The following is an 18,204-nucleotide window of genomic DNA, read 5'->3' as shown; positions in this document are numbered from 1 at the left end:
GGCGAGGGCCCGTCAGCCCCTATCGTCGAGGTATGCCGAACATGAGAGTCGAACTCCTCCCCGGGCGCACGGTCGACCAGCGCCGCCGCTTCGCCGAACTGGTGACCGATGCCGCCGTCGAGGCGCTCGGCGCCCGCCGTCAGGACGTGCGCATCATGTTCGAGGAGGTCGCCGCCGACTTCGTGGCGAACGGCGGCGTGCTCGCCAGCGACGACGCCGACCGCGCCGGTCAGGTCGTACGCTTCGGCGGCTCAGCGGCCGCCGGCTGACCGACCCGCGAAGCGCCGGAACGGGATGCCGCGGGGACGCCCGGCCCCACAGCATCCGTCCGGTGGGACGCGGTCTCTGCCCGACGGCGCAGACGCGGTTGAGTCAGGCGCGACGGCGGCGTGAGAAGACGAGCACGAGGCCCAGCGCGAGAGCCAGGAGCCCCAGGCTCAGCGCGACGAGATCGGGGGCGCCTCCGGTGGCCGCAAGGCCGTCCCCGGCGCCGGCCGTGGCACCGCGCGTGTCAGAACCCCCGCCGTCCCCGCCGCTGACGGGACCGCCCGGATCTCCGGGATCGCCCGGGTCGCCCGGTCCGCCGGGCGCGAGAGGCGGTGGGAGGTTGATGTAGACGTTCGAGGCGGTCGCCGTGTCGAAGCGGGGATCGGCGCTGGAGACCACGTGGCTCATCGTCTGCACGATCATTCCGGGGCCGGGCTCCGCGGTCGGTACGAGGGCGAACAGTCCGATGCCGTGCGGTGCGATCGTCGGCACGAGGCGCACGACGATCTCGAACGGGCCGACGTCGCCCGGTTCGATGACGAGAACGGCGCCATCGGAGAACGTGAGGCCGCCGTCGAGCGACACCTCGCCGAAGAGTCTGCCGCCGGCGTACGCGCCGGAGATCGCGATGTACACGCGCTCGGTGGCGGGCACGGCGAGACGGATCGTGTAGCTGTCGACGATCTGGCTTCCGGTGATGAGCCTGGTGCTTCCGCCGGATTCCGAGATGATGACCAGGCCGGCCAGGCCGGGCGCGTGTACGGGCAGCGGCACCGTCAGCATGTCCCACGGCGACGGCTCCGAGTCCGCGGGCAGCACGATCGGCGCGGAGGGGGCGAAGGGCTGCGCGAGCACCGTCGCGCCGTCCATGAGGCGTGTCAGAATGTGCAGTCCGGCGCCGCGGACGAGGACCTCCTGTGCGAGGTAGCGCACCTCGATGTCACTGACAGCGCCGGCGGTGCGCACGATCAGGGTTTCGATCCCCGGCGCACCCGGGATGTTCGCGGTGCCCTCGAGCCAGAGTGCGCCGTTCCTCAGGAACTCCCCGCCGACGGTGCGCACCGCCCGCACGTCGTAGATGTCGTTCCCGATCGTTCCCTCGACCCGCAGCTCGGCCGAGTGGTGGTTGATCTGGAAGACGTCGTCGCCCGCGTGACCGTAGAGCACCAAGGCGAACGAGGCGCCTGCGCTCAGTCTGCCGAACTCCGTCTCGACGGTCGGGAACGCGTCGCCCGGCTGCACCGCGGGCTCCACCGCCGGCGCCGGGTGGAACTGGCCGACGATGAACGTGTCGGCACCGGCGCCGCCGTGCACCGTCGTCGCGGTGCTGTTGTCATCGAACGCGAATGTGTCGTCGCCGTCGTGCCCGACCACCGTCAGACGTGCCGTGCCGCGGTCGTAGACGATGCGCTCGGCCGTTCCGGCAGCCTCGTTGACCGCCGCCACGAATGCCGGGCGTGAGGCATCGGGGTGGCCCGCGACCGCCGCGAGCGCCCGGAAGAGGAACGTGTCGGCCTCGTCGGTGCCCTCGACCGTGAGGGTGTCGAACCCGGGCACTCCGCCGCCGCGCACGATGATCTGGTAGTCATGACCGAGCGGGTCGGTGTCGGCGCCGCCCCAGGTCTGGACCGTGACGTCGTCGTCGCCGTCGAAGCCGTACAGCACGAGCGAGTGGCGCAGGGCGCGCCCGGCGAACCACTCGACGGGCTCAGGGGCGACGACCGGCGGCGCCGGGACGCTCGGCGGCTCCTCGCCGGTCGGCGGCTCGAGCGGAACGGCCGGGATGATCGGGGTGCCCGACATCAGGTGCGTGCCGGTCATCGTCTGCAGACGGATCACCTGGAAGCTGTCGTCGCCGGTCGGCAGCTCGCCGGTCTCTTCGACACCGCCGTAGACGAGCGTGTGCCCGACGAGCAGCGTGCCGTCGAAGACGAACTCGTCGTCGCCCAGACCGCCGTACACGGCGATCGGCAGAGCGGCGATCGTGCCGCCGAAGTACAGCAGCGAACCACCGTCGGCGGCCGTCTGCTTGCCGAACGACGCCCGGATGGTGACGGTCTCACCCTGGATCAGCGTGCCGGCGGGCGCGACGACGTCCTGACCGACGAGCAGGGTCACAGCCCCGGTCGCGACGAGGCGTCCTTCGGTGAGTGCCTCGGCGCCGTCGATCGTCTGGCCCGCCGTCATCAGGTACAGGCTGGCCGGCTCCTGGCTCGCGACGAACGGCGCGGTGAGGCGCACGTCGCCGTCATCGGTCTCGGCGCGCAGCACCACCAGCGTGCCCGTCGCCTCGGTCACGAAGATGCCGCCGAGGCCGGGAAGCGGCGCAGGCTCGGACTCCTGACCGGGGTCGGGCTCCTGACCTGGGTCGGGCTCGGGCTCCTGACCTGGGTCGGGCTCGGGGCCCGGCTCGGGGTCGGGCACGGTGTCGCTCACGGCGTACAGTCGCCCGAAGGCACCGGTGTCGACCACGAGGTCGCCGGAGCGGTCGGGACTGTCGGTGCCGATCCGCCCGCCGACGGCGATGAGGTCGATCGAGCCGTCGCCGACACCTCCGTCCGCGATGACCCGCCCGTCGGCCGGCGCGGCGAGGATGGAACCGCTGCGCGTGCGGATCGCGACATCCCCCACCGTCGACTGGACGTAGTCGACCGACAGCGCTCCCGCCACCTGTTCGAGCAGCGTGTCTCCTCCGGCGAACGATGTGACGTGAACCCGCGCGTCGATCTCGAGGAAGTCGCGCACCTCGGGCGCGGAAGCCTCCGCGCCGCCGACGCGACCGGAGGCCGCATCGGCGACGAGCTGGACGATGCCGCCGGCCACGCGCGCCGAACCGTCGTCGATCGTGCCGTCGTCGAAGATCGACGCCCCCGCGTCGAGCGCCCACAGCCGCACGTCGTCGGCGGTCGATGTGATCGTGCCGACGCGCAGATCGCCGACGGTCTCGACGACCTGCAGCAGGCCGTTCGTGAGCATCGTGATCTCGCCGTCGCCGTTCGTCGTCGAGTACGGCACCGTCCAGTCCCGCATGGCGACGAGCGTCGCGTCGACATCGGTGAAGGCGAGGATCGACAGCGTCGTCGCCGTCTCGCTGTGCCGCACCTGGATGTCGTCACCGGCTGCGAGACTGAACATGTACGCGGAGTCGGCAGGGGTGTTCGCGGTCCCCCACGCGATCAGCACGGGGTCGTCGAAGCCGGGCCAGGCCTGATCCGGGTAGTAGTAGACCTCGAAGTCGCCGTCGGCGGCGCCGGGATCCTGCGCTTCCACGTGGATGCTGAACGCGGTGAACGGGGCGGCGTCGGCGCCCGTGAGCGAGTCGTGGACGACGATGTCGATGTCGCGGCCGGCGTGGATCGGGCCGAGCTGCGGCGCGAACGCGGTGGCGATGTACGGCGAGTCGGGCCGCATGCGCGCGATGTAGGTGATGTCGATCACGACGTCCTCGGCTGCGTCGGCGATGAGCGCGACCGGTCGCGTCGGGTCGACCTCGTCGACGAGGTAGTCCGACTGGATCAGCGTGATGTCGATCTTCTCCCGCGTGAGGAACTCGCCGCTGCCGGTCCAGCGGCCGATGGTGCCGCGCGGTGCGTCGAGGCGTGCGATGTTGGTGCGGATCGCGCCGGTGTCGGCCGAGAGGATGTCGCCCTGGTCGTTGACGATGAGCGTCGTGCCGATCGGGTTGTCGATCAGGCCCTCGAGGACCAGGTCGCGGTCGCCCGGCGTACCGAGGTTCGCGATGTCGATGAGCGTCGGTAGGAAGATCGGCTTGGCGATGCGGAATCGGAAGCCCTCGCTGTCGGGCGAGACGATGTCGACGTTCGCCGCGGGGTCGGCGTCGAGGTTCACCACCGAGATGCGATCGGTGTGCAGCTCCCGATCGGAGTGATTGCGGATCGTCACGGAGTCGAACGTGCTCTGGATGCGCCACGTGCCGTCGTGCGCGACGCCGTCGTAGACGACCCTTTGCACGACCGCCGGGTGCGAGCTGTGGTTGGCGACGAAACGCGCCTCGCCGCCGCCGTTGTTCTCGATGGGCGCCACCTGGATGACGGCGCCCGAGGCCAGGACCGAGCCCACGGCCAGGGTCGACCCGTTCGCCGAGGCGGTGAGGCCGTGCAGCTCCACGATGCGCCCGTCCTCGTCGATCACCAGCAGCGGGGTCGGCGCGTGCAGGATCACGTCGGCGCTCCACTGGATCGTCCGCGTCGTCGACGCACTCTCGGGCGAGCTCTGACTGCCGCCGTCGAAGGCGGCACCGGAGCGGGACGACGTGGCGTTGACGTTGACGGCGCTCTGCAGCGCCTGCACGAGCAGCGAGGCCGTCTTGACCATCGCGAAGCGGTGCGCCGTGACCCGCGAGTCGCCGTTGAACGTCACGCGCGAGTCGGCGTCGGTGTCGCCGCCGAGGCAGCCGCAGCTCGCGCGTGCGTGCGCCCGCAGGTCGACGGTGCCCTCGCCGCCCTGGTCGGCCGTGAGGGTGACGCTCTGACGGCCGATGATCTTCGCGCCGCTGAAGATCTCGACGGCGCTCGCCGAGTCGACGCGCACCTGACCGCGCGCGTCGGCGTCCTGACCGACGCCCTCGCCGCGCGAGTAGCCCTCGTCGCGCATGCTCGTTCCGGCGAGCGCGGCGCGCAGCGACACGTCGTCGCCCTCGAGCCAGGCGCCGCCGCCGACGTTGATGACGTTCGCGGAGCGACCGTAGGTGTGGCAGCCCGTGTTCCGGCCGCCGTTGACCTGGATGTCGCACTCGCCACCCGAGGCCGCACCGCCGACCGATGCGCTGTTGGCGTTCATCCACGCGTCCGCGAAGAAGGCGGACTGGTTGTTCACGCGGATGTCGTCTCCCACGGTGATGCGGCCGTTCAGCGACACCGTCGACACCGCGATGAGAGACAGCCGCGTCCAGGCGCTCACGCCCGTTCCGAAGCCGCCCGCCTTGGTGTCGGCCTTGCCCTTGCCGCTGGCGCGGGTGAGCGAGAGCACGGTCACCGAACCATCCGCCGTGACGATGCTGCCCCCGCCGAACACGATGTCGGTGGTCGCCTCGGCGTCGACGCGCGCTCGCGACGCGCTGATGTCGATGGCGCCGCCCGACCGCGAGCGCGCCTCGGCGTTGCCCGCGACGTGCGACGAGACCAGCACATCGATGTCACCGCCGGCGGCGAGCTTCGCGCCGTCCCCGATTATCACGTCGACGTCGGCCGAGACGGTCGTGCTCGGCTCGGTCTCGCCGGTCGAGATGAACCCGCCGCCTCCGCCGTCGACGAACGACTCGCTGAACTCGCCGCCGCCGGCCAGGGCCAGCTCCGCCGTGCCCGGGATGAGCTGCTGCGTCCCGGTGCCGTCCGCGGTGAGGTCGATCGTGAGGCGCTGCTTGTCGCCGAGACCGATCGCCGCGTCGCCGAGGTCGACGACCGCCGGCCGGAACGAGCTCGTGCCCCCGCCCGCGCCGAGCACGATGGCGGCGCCGCCCGGCGACGCCGAGACGCTGAAGCCGGCATCGTCGCGCGCCACGACGTAGTAGCGCTGCCCGTTGCGCAGTCCGAGCACCGGCTTGGCGGTGGGGTCGTAGAGGGTGTGGACGGTGTCGGCGCCGTACTGCGCGGCCAGTGCGAGCGGCGTGACCTCGATCGGGACGTTCTCGTAGACCGGGTTGCCGTCGCCGTCGACGCCCGTCTGCACGGTCTGGAAGCACGTGCTGTCGCCGACGAACCCGACGGCTTCGCAGTACGAGTCGGCGAGGCGGATGCGGTTGCCGTCGACGGCGATGACCCAGTACGACCGCTCGTTCGACAGCCCGCCGATGACCGACGACGTCGCCTGGTACCAGACCTCGCGCCCCGTGACGAGTCCGTGCCCGCGGATCGCGATCGAGTCGTCATCCGTGCCGAAGTACTGGATGTTGCCGTCGATGACCATGAGCTGGCCGGCCTCGCGGTCGTTCGCGGAGTCGTCGGCTGTCCACTGCCGCGCCTCGACGAACGCTCCGGCGAAGCGCGCCGCCGGGTCCGGCGCCACGTACTCGAGCGCGGCGCCGATGTCGTAGCCGTTCGCCGCGAGGATCCGCAGCCCGTCCCCGCTGATGGACGAGCTGGGGAACGTGACCGGCAGCGCCGGCGTCGATGCGTCGATGAGCTGGACGCGGAACTCGTCGACGATCTTCACCGTGTACGCCTTGCCCGAGACGAGGCCGGGCACCGTGCCCGACGGCGCCTTGTAGATGACCCGCTGGCCTTCGCGCAGGCCGTGCTCGCGGGGCTGCGACAGCTGGAAGAAGCCGCCGATGTCGAGGTACCAGCCGAACCAGAGGGTGTCGTCGGCCCCGGTCGCGCGGCCGCCGGCGAGCAGCGCACCGAGCTCGATGCGGTTCGGGTCGATGACGATGATGCGATACGCATCGCCCGGGTTGAGGCCGCCCACGGGCGTCTGGCCCTGGGCATCGTACGTCACGAGCGCCAGATCGCTCAGGCCGTGGCCCGACAGCACGATCTGCTCGGTGTCGGTGTCGACGCCCTCCACCGCGTCGAACGACAGTCCGCTCGGGCCCGGCTGCTCGACGGTGTTCTGGCGGGCAACCAGGGTGATCGTGCCGCCCGCGGCGAGCGGGGTGCCGTCCGCGATGTCGAGCACGACGGTCGTGCGGTTCGTCGCGGTCGCGGCGTTGTGCGCGACGCGCACGCCGCCGCCGGAGCTCGACTGCGTGTCGCTCAGCGCGCGGGGCTGCGAATCGACGACGACGTCGGCGTCGCCCCGGACGATGATCGGCGCGTTCGCTCCCCCGCCGACCTCCGTCGTCACGTCGGTGTCCACGTTCGCCACGGCGACCCCGTCGCCGACCTCTATGAGACCGCCGCTGCGGCTCTCGAGCGACGCGAGCGCGACGTCGGCGCTGCGGGCTTCGACACGAAGGCTCGCTGCGAACGGGATGCCGGCCGCCATCTGCGCGCGCGTGGCCCCGAGCACCTCGGCCCGAGGATCGGAGTGGCCGACGTTCACGATCACTCCGACGCCCACGGCTCCGGCGCCGGCGTCGGCCCGGTTCGTGGCGACGGCTTCGACGACCACAGCGGCGTCAGGCGCGTGGATGACCGCGCCGGGGACGATGAGCGCCTCGGTGCGCGCCGCCGCGCCGACGCGGGCGGTCGCGACGAGCGATGATCCGCCGCCGAGCGACACGCCCACCTGGCCACCGAAGGCGGTGACGGTCCGGTTCGCGGTCGCGCGCACCGACGTACCGGTGCCGAACGTCTGGCGCGCGGCCGTCGAGGCCTGCGCCGCGGCGTCGATCGTCGCGGTCGCGGTGCTGTCGCGGAAGCTCACCGCGCCGCCGCCGTTGCTGTCCGTGGTGGCGTTCGCGGTGGCCGTCTGCGCGGCAGCGACGGTCACCGCGCCGGTCACCACGAGCACACCCGAGCCGTACCGGGCGACCGTCGTCGCTGTCGAGCCGACCGCCGCCGACGCGGACGCCGTGGAGACGTCGATCGCGCCGCCGGAGGCCGCGCGCATCGTCGCGGTCACCGCCTCGGATGCCGTCGCCTGGACGAGCAGGCTCGCCGAGCCGTAGGTCGAGCCGTCGAACGCCGCCAGCGCGCCCGCGGCCTGTGTCGCCACGACTCCGAAGAAGGAGATGCTCGCGACGAGGCCGACGGCCGTGCCGTTCATCGATGCCGACACCGCGGTGCCCTCGCGCTGCGTCGCCTCGACCGAGACGGCGCCCGTGGCCACGAGGCGGGCTCCGGCAGCGACGGTCGCGCTCGTCGTGGCGCCCTCGAGGATCTGCGCCGTCGACGAGACCCCGTTGCCGCCGATCGCCGAGATCGAGGTGAGCGAGAGCGTCGTGGCGGCCGAGTTCTGCGACGAGGCCGAGACGGCGAACGACGACGATGTGTAATCGGCGGATCCGAGCCGCGCGATGGTCGCGGCGGCGATGCTGCTGCGCGGGGCGACGATCGACAGGTCCAGGCCGCCCCCCCCGCCGCGCGACACGTCGAGCTTCGCCGCGTTGAGCGCCCACGCCGTCACCGCCAGCGCGCCGGTGCGGGCGTGCACCGGGCGCCCGCCGGATGCGATCTCGGCGCGCGTCTCGGCGGCCGCGGTGACCTCGGCGAACGATTCGCCCGAGAGGCTGACGCTGCCGAGGATGCCGACCATGAGCATGTCCAGCGCGACGGTGGCGCGGTTGGTCGCCGACGCGTCGACGGTGAGCCCGCGACCCTCGAGGCCGGCCGCGAACAGCGCCTCGGTGGCGGCGGCGATGCGGGCGCCGGGCAGCGTGGCCGCACCGCCGGCGAGGGAGATGGCGGCTGTGTCGGTGTCGACGGTCGCCGTGTTCGTCGCCGTTGCCCGCACCGTGCTCATGCCGCTCGCGTACACGTTCTGCCGCACGCGGGCGCGCGTGGCCGCGCTGTCGAAGACGGATGCCTCGGCCACGAGCAGTTCGACCGTGAAGAGGCCCAGCGCGGCAGAGAACGTGTCGGCGTCGGCGGTGTTCGTCGCGGTGGCCACGACCTGCACCCCGTTCGACGAGGACACCGTGCTGTCGAGGGACGCCGTGGTCGCGCCGCGCAGCTCGGCGCGGGCGCCGTACGCGGACCCGCTGAAGAGCGCGCCGCTCACCGCGGTGAGGGAGGCCCGCGCGAGGTTGCCACCGGCGAGGCCGCCGCTGCCGCCGTCGGTCGCGATGGTCGCGGTCACCGCCACGACGCCGAGACTGTGGATGAGGGGCCCCGAGGCGGTGGCACGCACGGCGGCGTTCTCGGTCACGATCGCGGTGACCAGCGCCCCCGAGATCGTCGCGGCGCCGAGGGCGAGCAGCACGCCGTTGGCGATCGCGCGGTTCTCGCCGGTCGCCGTCACCGCCACCGACCCGGACTGCTCCACGGTCGACCGCAGGAGCGCCTCGGTGAGACCCGAGACCGTCGCGCTCTGCACCTGGGCGGCGGCGCCGAAGAAGCCCGAGAACGACCCCGACGCGATCGAGGCGTCGGCATGGTTGCGCGAATCCGCGGCGACGGTCACGGCGCCCGCCGCGCGGATGACGGTGCCGGCCGCGGCCGAGGCCAGCGTGTCGCGGCTCACGACCGCCTCGGTGATGAAGGCGCCGATGGTCGCACCGCCACTCCCCTGGACCGCGGCGATGAGGGTGGTGACGGTGTTGCGGGCGACGGCGCGGATCGTGACCGACCCGAAGGACACGACCGACCCGGCGAACGTCGCCGCCGTGCGACCGGGGATCTCGAGATCGGCTCCAGCGCCCGTCGCCGAGAACGCGACGCCGACCGACAGGGCGAGCGCCGAGGCATCCATCCGGATGTCGGAGTCTGCGAGCACGCGCAGACCGCCCACCGGACTCTCCGCCCCGATCTGGACCGTGCCGACGCGGGCGATCGTGTCGCTCGTCGAGCCGTCACCCGAGAGGCTCACCAGCGCCACCGAGCCGCCGACCGCGACACCGGCGATCTGCAGGCCGATCGTGTGCGCCTCGAGCGTGCGGTCCGCGATGGCCTCGACCGCGACGGTGCCGTAAGCGGCCGGGATGGAGGCGCCGTCGTCGATGTGCGCTTCCTGGTCGACGACGCTCGAGATGACGACGAACTGGCCGCCGACGCCGACGGCGCCGACCTGACCGGCGAACGCGAGACCGTAGGTGTCTTCGGTATAGCGCGAGCGGACCGTGATGTCGCCCCCGGAACGCAGCACCGCGCCGGTCGAGACGCCGGCCTCGATCGTCGGGCGGAGTGTTGCGACGAGCACCGCGGCGCCGATCCCCGCGATGCCGGCGGACGCGGATCCGGCGAGGCCGAAGTACGTGTCGTCGGCCTCTGCGAGCACGGCGATGCCACGGCCTGTCGCGACCAGGGCGTTCGCGCCGATCCGACTCGAGGTGCCGCGCATCGGAGCGCCGGCGAACGAGTCGGCGACGAGGGAATCACCGGTCTCGGCCGACTGCACCGCGCTGTTCGCCGCGGCGACGCCGTTCTGGCGGTGCATGGCGGCGACGTTCTGCGAGGCGCCGTCCTCATCCTGGGCGCCGCTCAGGATGTCGCGGAAGCCGCCGAGTCCGTTGCCGCTGTCGCCGTTGCCCGACACCATCGTGTCGGCCTGCTGCTGCGGGCTGCCGCCGGTGGAGCTGAGCGCGTCGCGCGGGCCGTTGTCGCCGCCGTCGTCGTACGTGCCGCTGGGCGCGCCGCCGACCGTCCAGACCGAGACGGACGCTCCGACGCCCACCGCCCCGCCGGCGATGTTGGCGACGAAGGTCTGGATCTCGCGGACCGAGGTCGACCTCATCGTGAGGGAGTGGGCGGCCCACAGCTGAGCGAAGTCGCCGATGGACGTCGTCACGGCGATGTCGGCGATCCCGATGTCGACCGCGCCCGACACCCCCACCGCACCTACTGCCAGCGCGGCGCCGATCGTGAGCGTCTCGGTCGTGTCGTGCGCGGCGATGAGCACGCTCTGCCAGGCGCCGGCGCCGCCCTGATCGGGGTTGATGCGCGTGCGCGCCGCCGCGGAGCTGTCGATCGACGCGTTGGTCGTGACGTCGAGCAGCGTGACGCCGACACCGCCGGCCGCGCCGACGAATCCGCCGCCCGCGCCGATGACGAGGCCGAACAGGCGCTGCGAGGACTGGGCGGTCACAGCGAGGCCGAGCACGCCCTTGCCCAGATAGTCGGCGCCGGCGATCGAGCCGAAGGCGCCGTGGAGCGCGCGCGCGTCGACGGTCGCGCCGGCGCCGATGCGGGCGTCCGTGCTCTTCGTGGTGGTGACGACCGAGACGCCGACGCCGACACCCACGAAGCCGACGCCGATGCCGCCCGTGACGGTGGTGTAGGTGCTGTCGTCGATCGCCGAGACGATGACGTTGTTGCCGGCGTCGACGACGGCTCCCCCGGCCACCAGCGCGTGCGTGTGCGCCTTCACGACGGCGACGGTGACGGCTGCCGCGACGCCGACGAAGCCGCCGCCGAGCGCCGCCGAGGCCGCGGTCACGTCCTCGCCGCCCATCGCCGCGACGACCACGTCATGCTGCGCGCGCACGATGGCGCCGGAGCGGATCTGCGCATCCTGCGCGAGGTTCACGACGTCGACGGCGGCGCTCACCCCCACGCCGACCGTGCCCGCCCCGAGCGCGGCCGACACCATCAGCTGACGGAACGACCCGCCCGCCTGAACCGCCACGGACTGGAACGGGGATGCCTCGTCGTTGTCGAGGTCGTTGACCCTGGCGAGCCGGCCGATGAAGGCGTCGGTGTCGACGTTCACGATGTTGACGTTGCCGGCCACGCCGACGCCGGCGGTGCCGCCGACCGCGCCCGCTCCGCCGACCGCGAGGATCTCGTCGCTGTTGTTGGCGATCACCGCGACCCCGCGGATGGCTCCCATGCGCGGCGACAGCACACGGATGCCCGTCGTCAGTGCGGGGTCTCCTGGAGGCTGCGTGTCCTGGCGCACGAGGCTGTGCGCCCGGCCGGTGGCCTGGGCGGCGTCGAGCACGATCGCGGGTCCCCCCTGCGTGCGGGCGAGCTGCAGGCTGTTGCCGGACCGGCCGACGACGTAGTACGACTCGCCGTCGACGAGCCCGCCGATCGCCTTTCCGCCGTTGGCGGTGTAGATGACGACCTCGCCGTCGACCGCCGCGAGGTCGTACGGGAGGGTGATGGTGCTGCCGCTGACGTCTCCCGGGATGAAGTAGGGCTGGAAGGCTGCCGGCACCGTCGCCTCGTCGAGCGGAACGATGCGGTGGGAGCGCCCCGGGCGCGACGGCAGCGAGAGCGCGACCGGCGCACCGCCCTGCGTGAGCGAGAGCCGGATCTTGGTCGGTGCACTCGGGTCGACCAGGGCGTAGTACTCGAGCCCGTTGCCGAGGCCCACCAGGGCCTGGCCGCCCCCGGAGAAGTAGGTGACGACCTCGCCGTCGTCGATACCGTGCGCGTAGCCGAGATCGATCGTGTAGCCGTCCGGGTCGAGCGCGAACTGGGGGTCGAAGCGCGTGTCGATGTAGGAGATGTCGAATCCGCCGAGCGTGCCGAGCACGCCGTCCGTGAGCGCCAGGGCGGTGACGATCGACAGATCGCCGATGAACGCCCGCGTCGTCTTCGTGACCACGGGCACCGCCGCGCCGACGCCGACGCCGGCAGTCCCCCCGATGGCGATCGAGCCCGCGATGAGGTCCATGGTGAGGACCTCGTTGGCCGTGATGCGCACGCTGCCGCCGGCGAGCACGATGCTGCGCGACGGCGCGCACGCCGCCTCGCTCGCGACCGCCGCGGCGCACTCCTCACCGATGAACGCCAGGGTCGTGATGTCGTACACCGGCACGGCGGCGTTCACCGAGACGCCGGCGGTGCCGCCGACCGCGGCACCTGCCGAGACGCTCGTGACGTCCTCGCTCGACGCGGCGTCGATCGTGATGTCGCCCGGCACCGTCGCGAGCACCTGCGTCGCCATCGACGCCTCGGTGTGCTTGTTCATCACCTGCACGTCCGACCCGATGCCGACGCCCGCGGTGCCGCCCGCCGCCGCCTGACCCGCGATGCCGCGAAGCACGGTGTGGTCGGTCGCGCGCAGGCGTGCGCCGGCTTCACCGTCGGCGGAGGTGCCGTCGAGCGTCACGCCGCGGCCGAGGTGCGCGCGGGTCTCGTGGTCGTAGACACCGGTCGTGACGGCACCGGCGACGCCCGCGGTGCCCGCCCCGCCGCCCGCGACCGCGACCATCCAGAGGTCCTGGCTCTGGTCGGCCGTGAGCACCAGGCCGAGTCCGCCCGCGGCCCGCAGCCACGCGGCCTCGCCGACCGTCGCCTCGACGATGGCGTCGCGCACGAAGACCACGGTCGCGACGCCGACCCCGGCTGTTCCGGTCGAGACGCCGACGGCGCCCGCGAAGAGCGTCGAGGCGCTCACCGGATCCGCGGCGGTGATCGTCATGCCTCCCTCGGCGAGAACCTCCGTCGGGTTCTGCGCGGAGCTCTCGATGCGCGCCCGGGTCCCTGGGTCGCCGTCGCCCTTGTTCACGACGAGAACAAGGAACGACCCGGCGATGCCCGCGCTGCTCGCGGCCGCACCGCCCGCGACGACCTCGGTCCAGCTCTCGCCCGCCTGCGCGTCGAGCCACACCGAGCCGCCCAGTCGCGCGGCGACTCCTTCACCGATCGTCGCGCGCACGTCCTTGTCGTGCACCCCGACGATGAGCGCGAAGCCCACGCCCGCGCTGCCGGTCGTGAGTCCGAGCGCCCCGGCGAGGTCCACGAACTCGGTCTGGTCGCTCGCCGAGAACGAGAGGTGCTGGTTCGAGTCGGTCGCGCCGATCGTCTGGTTCACCTGTGCGCCGTCACCGAGCCACGATCCAGTGTTCCGGTTCGTCACCGTGACGATGACCGAACCGCCGACGCCCGCGTCGCCGCCCCCCAGGGCGGCGCCGAGTGCCACGCCGGTGAAGGCGGGGATGTCGACGACCTCGATCCCGAGGTCGGGCGCGGCGAGGGCGTGCAGGTGCGCGGCCGCGCGGCCGATGATCGCGCCGCCGGCGTCGATCACGGTCGGGCGCGCCAGCGACGAGTCGATGTGCGCGAGCGTGTCGGCGTCGATGAACTGCACGACGATGCCCGCACCCACGCCGCTGCCCGACATCGACGCCGCCGCCGATACCGCCATCGCCTGCAGGCCCATGGGGTTCGTGGCGTGCAGGGTGAGGTCGTGGGCGACCTGCAGTGTCGAGCCCTCGCCGATCACTGCCTCGTTGCGCAGCTGCAGCACCTGCACGGCGACCGAGCCCGCTACCGCGGCGCCGCCCGACCCGCCGCCGGACCCGCTCGTGGGATCCGGGGCCGCGACCGCGACGGAACGCGCCTCGAAGTCGTTCTGCTCTCCCTCCGGCGTGCGCGCCGTGAGCGCCATCTCGCCCGCCATCACATCGGCACCTGCACCGAGCGAGGCGAGGTCGTCGACGGTCGCGACGTTGAGAGAGACACCCGCACCGACCGCCGTCGAGCCGCTCGGGAACGCCTTGCCGCTCGCGTGCGCCTTGGCATCGACGTGCGCCGACGACAGCAGTGCGAACATGCCCGTGACACGGATCGCGCGGTCCGCCGGAACGATCGAGCGACTCTCGACCGTCACCCAGTTGACCGAGACCGCGGCGCCCACGCCCACGCCGTCGCTCGACTTCCCGGACTGGCTGCCTGCCGTGCTGTTGCCCTGACCGACCGCGCTCTGCGAGCCGGGCAGGCTGATGCCGAGACCCGAGGTCGCCTGGTTGCCGTCGACTTCCTGCTGCGCCTGCTGGTCGGCATCCTGCGCCTCGCCGGTCTGGGGCTTCTTGGCGCCGGACGCACTCGCGGCAGTCACGGCGGAGGAGCTGACGGTCGCGCTCGACACCAGCCACAGCGAGCCCGCGGTGACGTCCTGGAACAGCTGTGCGTTGACGGCGACGTCGACGACGTTGATCGCGATGATCGCGCCCACCGCGGTGCCGCTGCCGGCCGCCTCCGCGTCACCGTTGGCCTCCACGGTCGTGGTGGAGGTGGCCCGGACCAGCACCTGACCGGTCGCCGCGAACGGACGCGGGCCCGCGGTGCCGATGCGCGCGAGTACGACCGGGAGCACGACGTCGATGCCGACCGCCGGCGCGACCGCGGCGCCGCCGCCGGTCGCCGCGGATCCGGCCTTCACCTCGTTCACCACGGCGTCGGAGTGGTCCGCGCGGACCGTGACGTTGCCGCCGCCGGTGATGTCCGCGCCGTCGTGGATCTCGGCACGGGTGACGTCGGTCGCCAGCACGTTCAGGGCGACGGAGGCGCCGACGCCCACGCTGCCGCCTCCCGCCTTCGCGTCGCTCACGGCACGCGCGGTGTCGGTGCGGAAGTTCTCGGCCGCGACGGTGACGTCCCCCGTGCCGAAGGTGACCACGGCGCTCGATGGAATCCAGGCCTCGGTGCGGTCGGTCACGATGTTGAGGCCCAGCGCGCCCGCCACCCCGGTGCCCGAGGGCGAGCCGGCCCCCGACTTGGCGACCGCCGCGAAGTCGTGGGTGCCGTCGCCCGGCAGCGGGGTCATCGTGGCAGAGACCGCGAACCCGTTCGCGTCGACCTCGGTCCGCTCCCCGAGCCAGGCACGGTTCTCGACCGACGCGAGGTTGAGGGCGACCGCCGCCCCGACCGCCGTGCTGGAAGAGCCGGAGCCGCCGGACCCCGAGCCGCCCGAGCCCGAACCGCTCGCGACGACCGTGGCCGAGGCATCCGCCTCCGCCTTCGAGTCGAGCTGCGCACGCGAGAGGAACCAGACGTGGCCGTCGGCGGTGATCGAGAGGTCGTCGGGCAGGTGCGAGGTGAAGCGCGCCTCGGCGAGGGAGAGCGCGATGGCCGCGGCCACCGAGACGCTGCCCCCGCTCGTCGACGCCGACGGCGACGAGGCCGACGACATGCCGGAGCCGCGGTTCGCCGCGGTCTGCTGGTCGGCGTACGAGCGCTGCTGCGCGACCTGGCCGTCCACGCCGCCGGCGCCCGCGCCGCCCTCCTGGTTCTGGCCCGGGGCGCCGTTGGACGAGGCCTTCGCGGTTGCGCCCGCGAGCGCCGAACCCGTCACGGTGAAGACGGCGGAGCCGCCGGCGACGATGTCGCGCCGCGTCTGGGCGGACGCGACATCGAAGGCGAAGTTCAGCGCGAGGGAGACGCCCACGGCGGTGGCGGCCTCGCCGGCCGTCGCATCGGTCGTGGTGTGTGCGGTGGTCGCGTGCTCGACGATCACATACACGTCGCCCGTCGCCTCGAGGGCGTCGGCGAGGGTGCCGATGACGGCCGTCGTCGAGACCTCCGAGACCGTGATGCCGATCGCCGGCGTGATGGTGACCTTGCCACCCTTCGCGCCCATCTCAGCCTGGGTCACGGTACGGCTCTCGGCGGCCGCGGCCACGGTGACGTCGTCGACCCCGGTCACCTCGACGCCGTCCGCGATCAGGGCGTGCGTCTCGCTGAAGACGAGAGCGAGCGCGAAGGATGCGCCGACGCCGACGTTGCCGCTCGACGCGACGCCGTCGCCGCTGGGCAGCGCCTTCGCCGAGGTGCTCAGGGCGTCGGTCGCCATGATCACGACGTCGGCGTCGGCGCCGGTGAGGAGGACGTCGCCGTAGACCGCGGCGAGCGTGTCGGCGTTCACCTGAGCGATCGCGACCGAGCCGGCGACCGAGATCTTGCCTCCACCCGCACCCGACGCGGCGTCCGCCGTCACGGTGGACGTGCGGTCGCCGTCGTCGTCAGCCGTCGTGGTCGCGCCGACGACGAGCCCGCCCGCGTGGATGGTCAGCCAGTCCGGCACGATCGCGTGGTTGACGATGTCGACCCAGCTGATCGCGACACCGGCGCCGATCGTCGCCGACGCGGCCGGCGACACCGACGACCCGTCTCCGCGGGTGGCGACATCGGTGTTGTGCGACGAGAGGATGCGGACCGGGCCGCCCGCCGTCAGCTCGGTCACCTCCTCGGTGACGCGAGCCATCGGCTGGATGGTCGCGACGACGATCCCGACCGCTGCGGCCACCGCCACCGGCCCCGCGCTCGTCTCGGCCTTCGGTGTGCCGGCAGTGCCCGATCCTGCACCCCCGGATGCCGTGGAGCGCTGGTCGGCGTAGTTCCGCTGCTGCGTCGCGAACTGGTCGACGCCGGTTCCGGCCGCGCCGCCCTGGTTGTCGGGGTCGGACGAGCCGCTGTCGGCCTCGTTCTCCGGTGCGCCCGCAGCCGAGGCGATGGCCTTCGCGCTGGAGGCCGAGCGGCTGTAGGCCTGGAGCGTGAGCGCTCCGCCGGCGTCGATCGTGCGCGCGAGCTCGGCGAGGACGTCGTGGTTGGGGATGGTGAGGGCGAACGAGATTCCCACCGCGGCGTCCGAGCCGGCGATCGCAGCGGGCGTCGTCTCATTGAGCGCCGAGGCGGTCTGCGTCGCCCGGATCCACACGTCGCCGGTCGTCTCGAGCGATCCGATGCCGACACGGGCCGTCGTCGTGACGTTCGAGAGCACGACCGAGACCGCCGGTGCGATGGCCACGCCGCCGCCCTTGGCGCCCATCTTCGCCTCGGCTGTCACGGTGTCGGTCGCCTCGGCGGAGGCGATGACGTCCTGCGCGCCGGAGATGACGACCTCGTCCCCGACGAGGGCGCTCGTGCGGTCGGTGTCGAGCACGAGGACGAACGATGCGCCGAGGCCGAAGTCGCCCTCCGTCGAGACGCCGCCGACGAAGTCCTCGCCGCCCGCGCCCTCGACCTCGCCGTCGCCGTCGTCGTCGCCCTCCTTGTGCGGCAGCGCGGTCACGGTGCCGGCGACGGCGCTGCGCGCCACGACGGCCACATCGCCCGACGTCAGCACCAGCGTGCCGAGCACGTTCGCGAGCGTGTCGGTGGTGACGATCGCGATCGCGACCGACCCCGCGACCGAGATGTTGCCGCCGCCCGCTCCCGAGGCGGCCGCCGCGCCGTAGCTGCCGGTGACGTCGTCGCCGTCGGCGGCGACCGTCGCCGAAACGACGATGTCGCCCGCCGTGGCTGTCAGCGTGGCCGGCAGCACGGACTGGTTCACCGTGGTGGCGAGGGTCAGCGCGACCCCGGCGCCGACGTTGGCATCGCCGCCGGACGAGACGGACGACCCGTCGCCGCCCGAGCGCGCGTCGGTGTTCGCCGCCGACTCGATGCGGAGCTGGTCGCCGGCCGTGATGGTCGAGACCTGCGGCAGGATCAGCGACTCCGCGTGCACATCGGCCACGACGATGCCGATGGCCGCAGCGACCGCCACGCCGCCCTGGCTCGTCTCGGCCTTCGGGTTGGCGGTGTCGCCGGAGCCGCGGCCGCCGTTCTTCGCAGCCTGCTCGTCGGCGAACACCCGCTGCTGGTTCGCGAGCTGGTCCACGCCGGTGCCGGGCTGGCCGCCCGGGTTCGCGGGGTCGCCCGACGC

The 18,204-nt window shown here is 72.9% G+C and carries 2 protein-coding genes (1 of these 2 cut by a window edge); one reads left to right on the top strand and one right to left on the bottom strand.

The window, feature by feature from the left end; genetic code table 11:
• The first annotated feature begins 32 nt into the window (after window positions 1-32).
• Complete coding sequence (locus C9992_RS16535) at window positions 33-269, top strand: tautomerase family protein (protein ID WP_106816731.1); 237 nt, start codon at window positions 33-35, stop codon at window positions 267-269.
• 103 nt (window positions 270-372) lie between these two features.
• Here C9992_RS16535 and C9992_RS18140 read toward each other — a convergent pair whose 3' ends face one another.
• Window positions 373-18,204: the 3' portion of a hypothetical protein gene (locus C9992_RS18140; protein ID WP_160150916.1), read on the bottom strand. It continues 12,441 nt past the right edge of the window; only the last 17,832 of its 30,273 coding nucleotides appear in the window; its start codon lies off the right edge, out of view; it ends in the stop codon at window positions 373-375.

The sequence above is a fragment of the Microbacterium timonense genome (assembly GCF_900292075.1).
GTDB classification, from domain to species: Bacteria; Actinomycetota; Actinomycetes; order Actinomycetales; family Microbacteriaceae; genus Microbacterium; species Microbacterium timonense.
The sequence above is the reverse complement of the archived record's forward strand: the minus strand, read 5'-3'. Positions and strand labels throughout refer to the sequence as shown.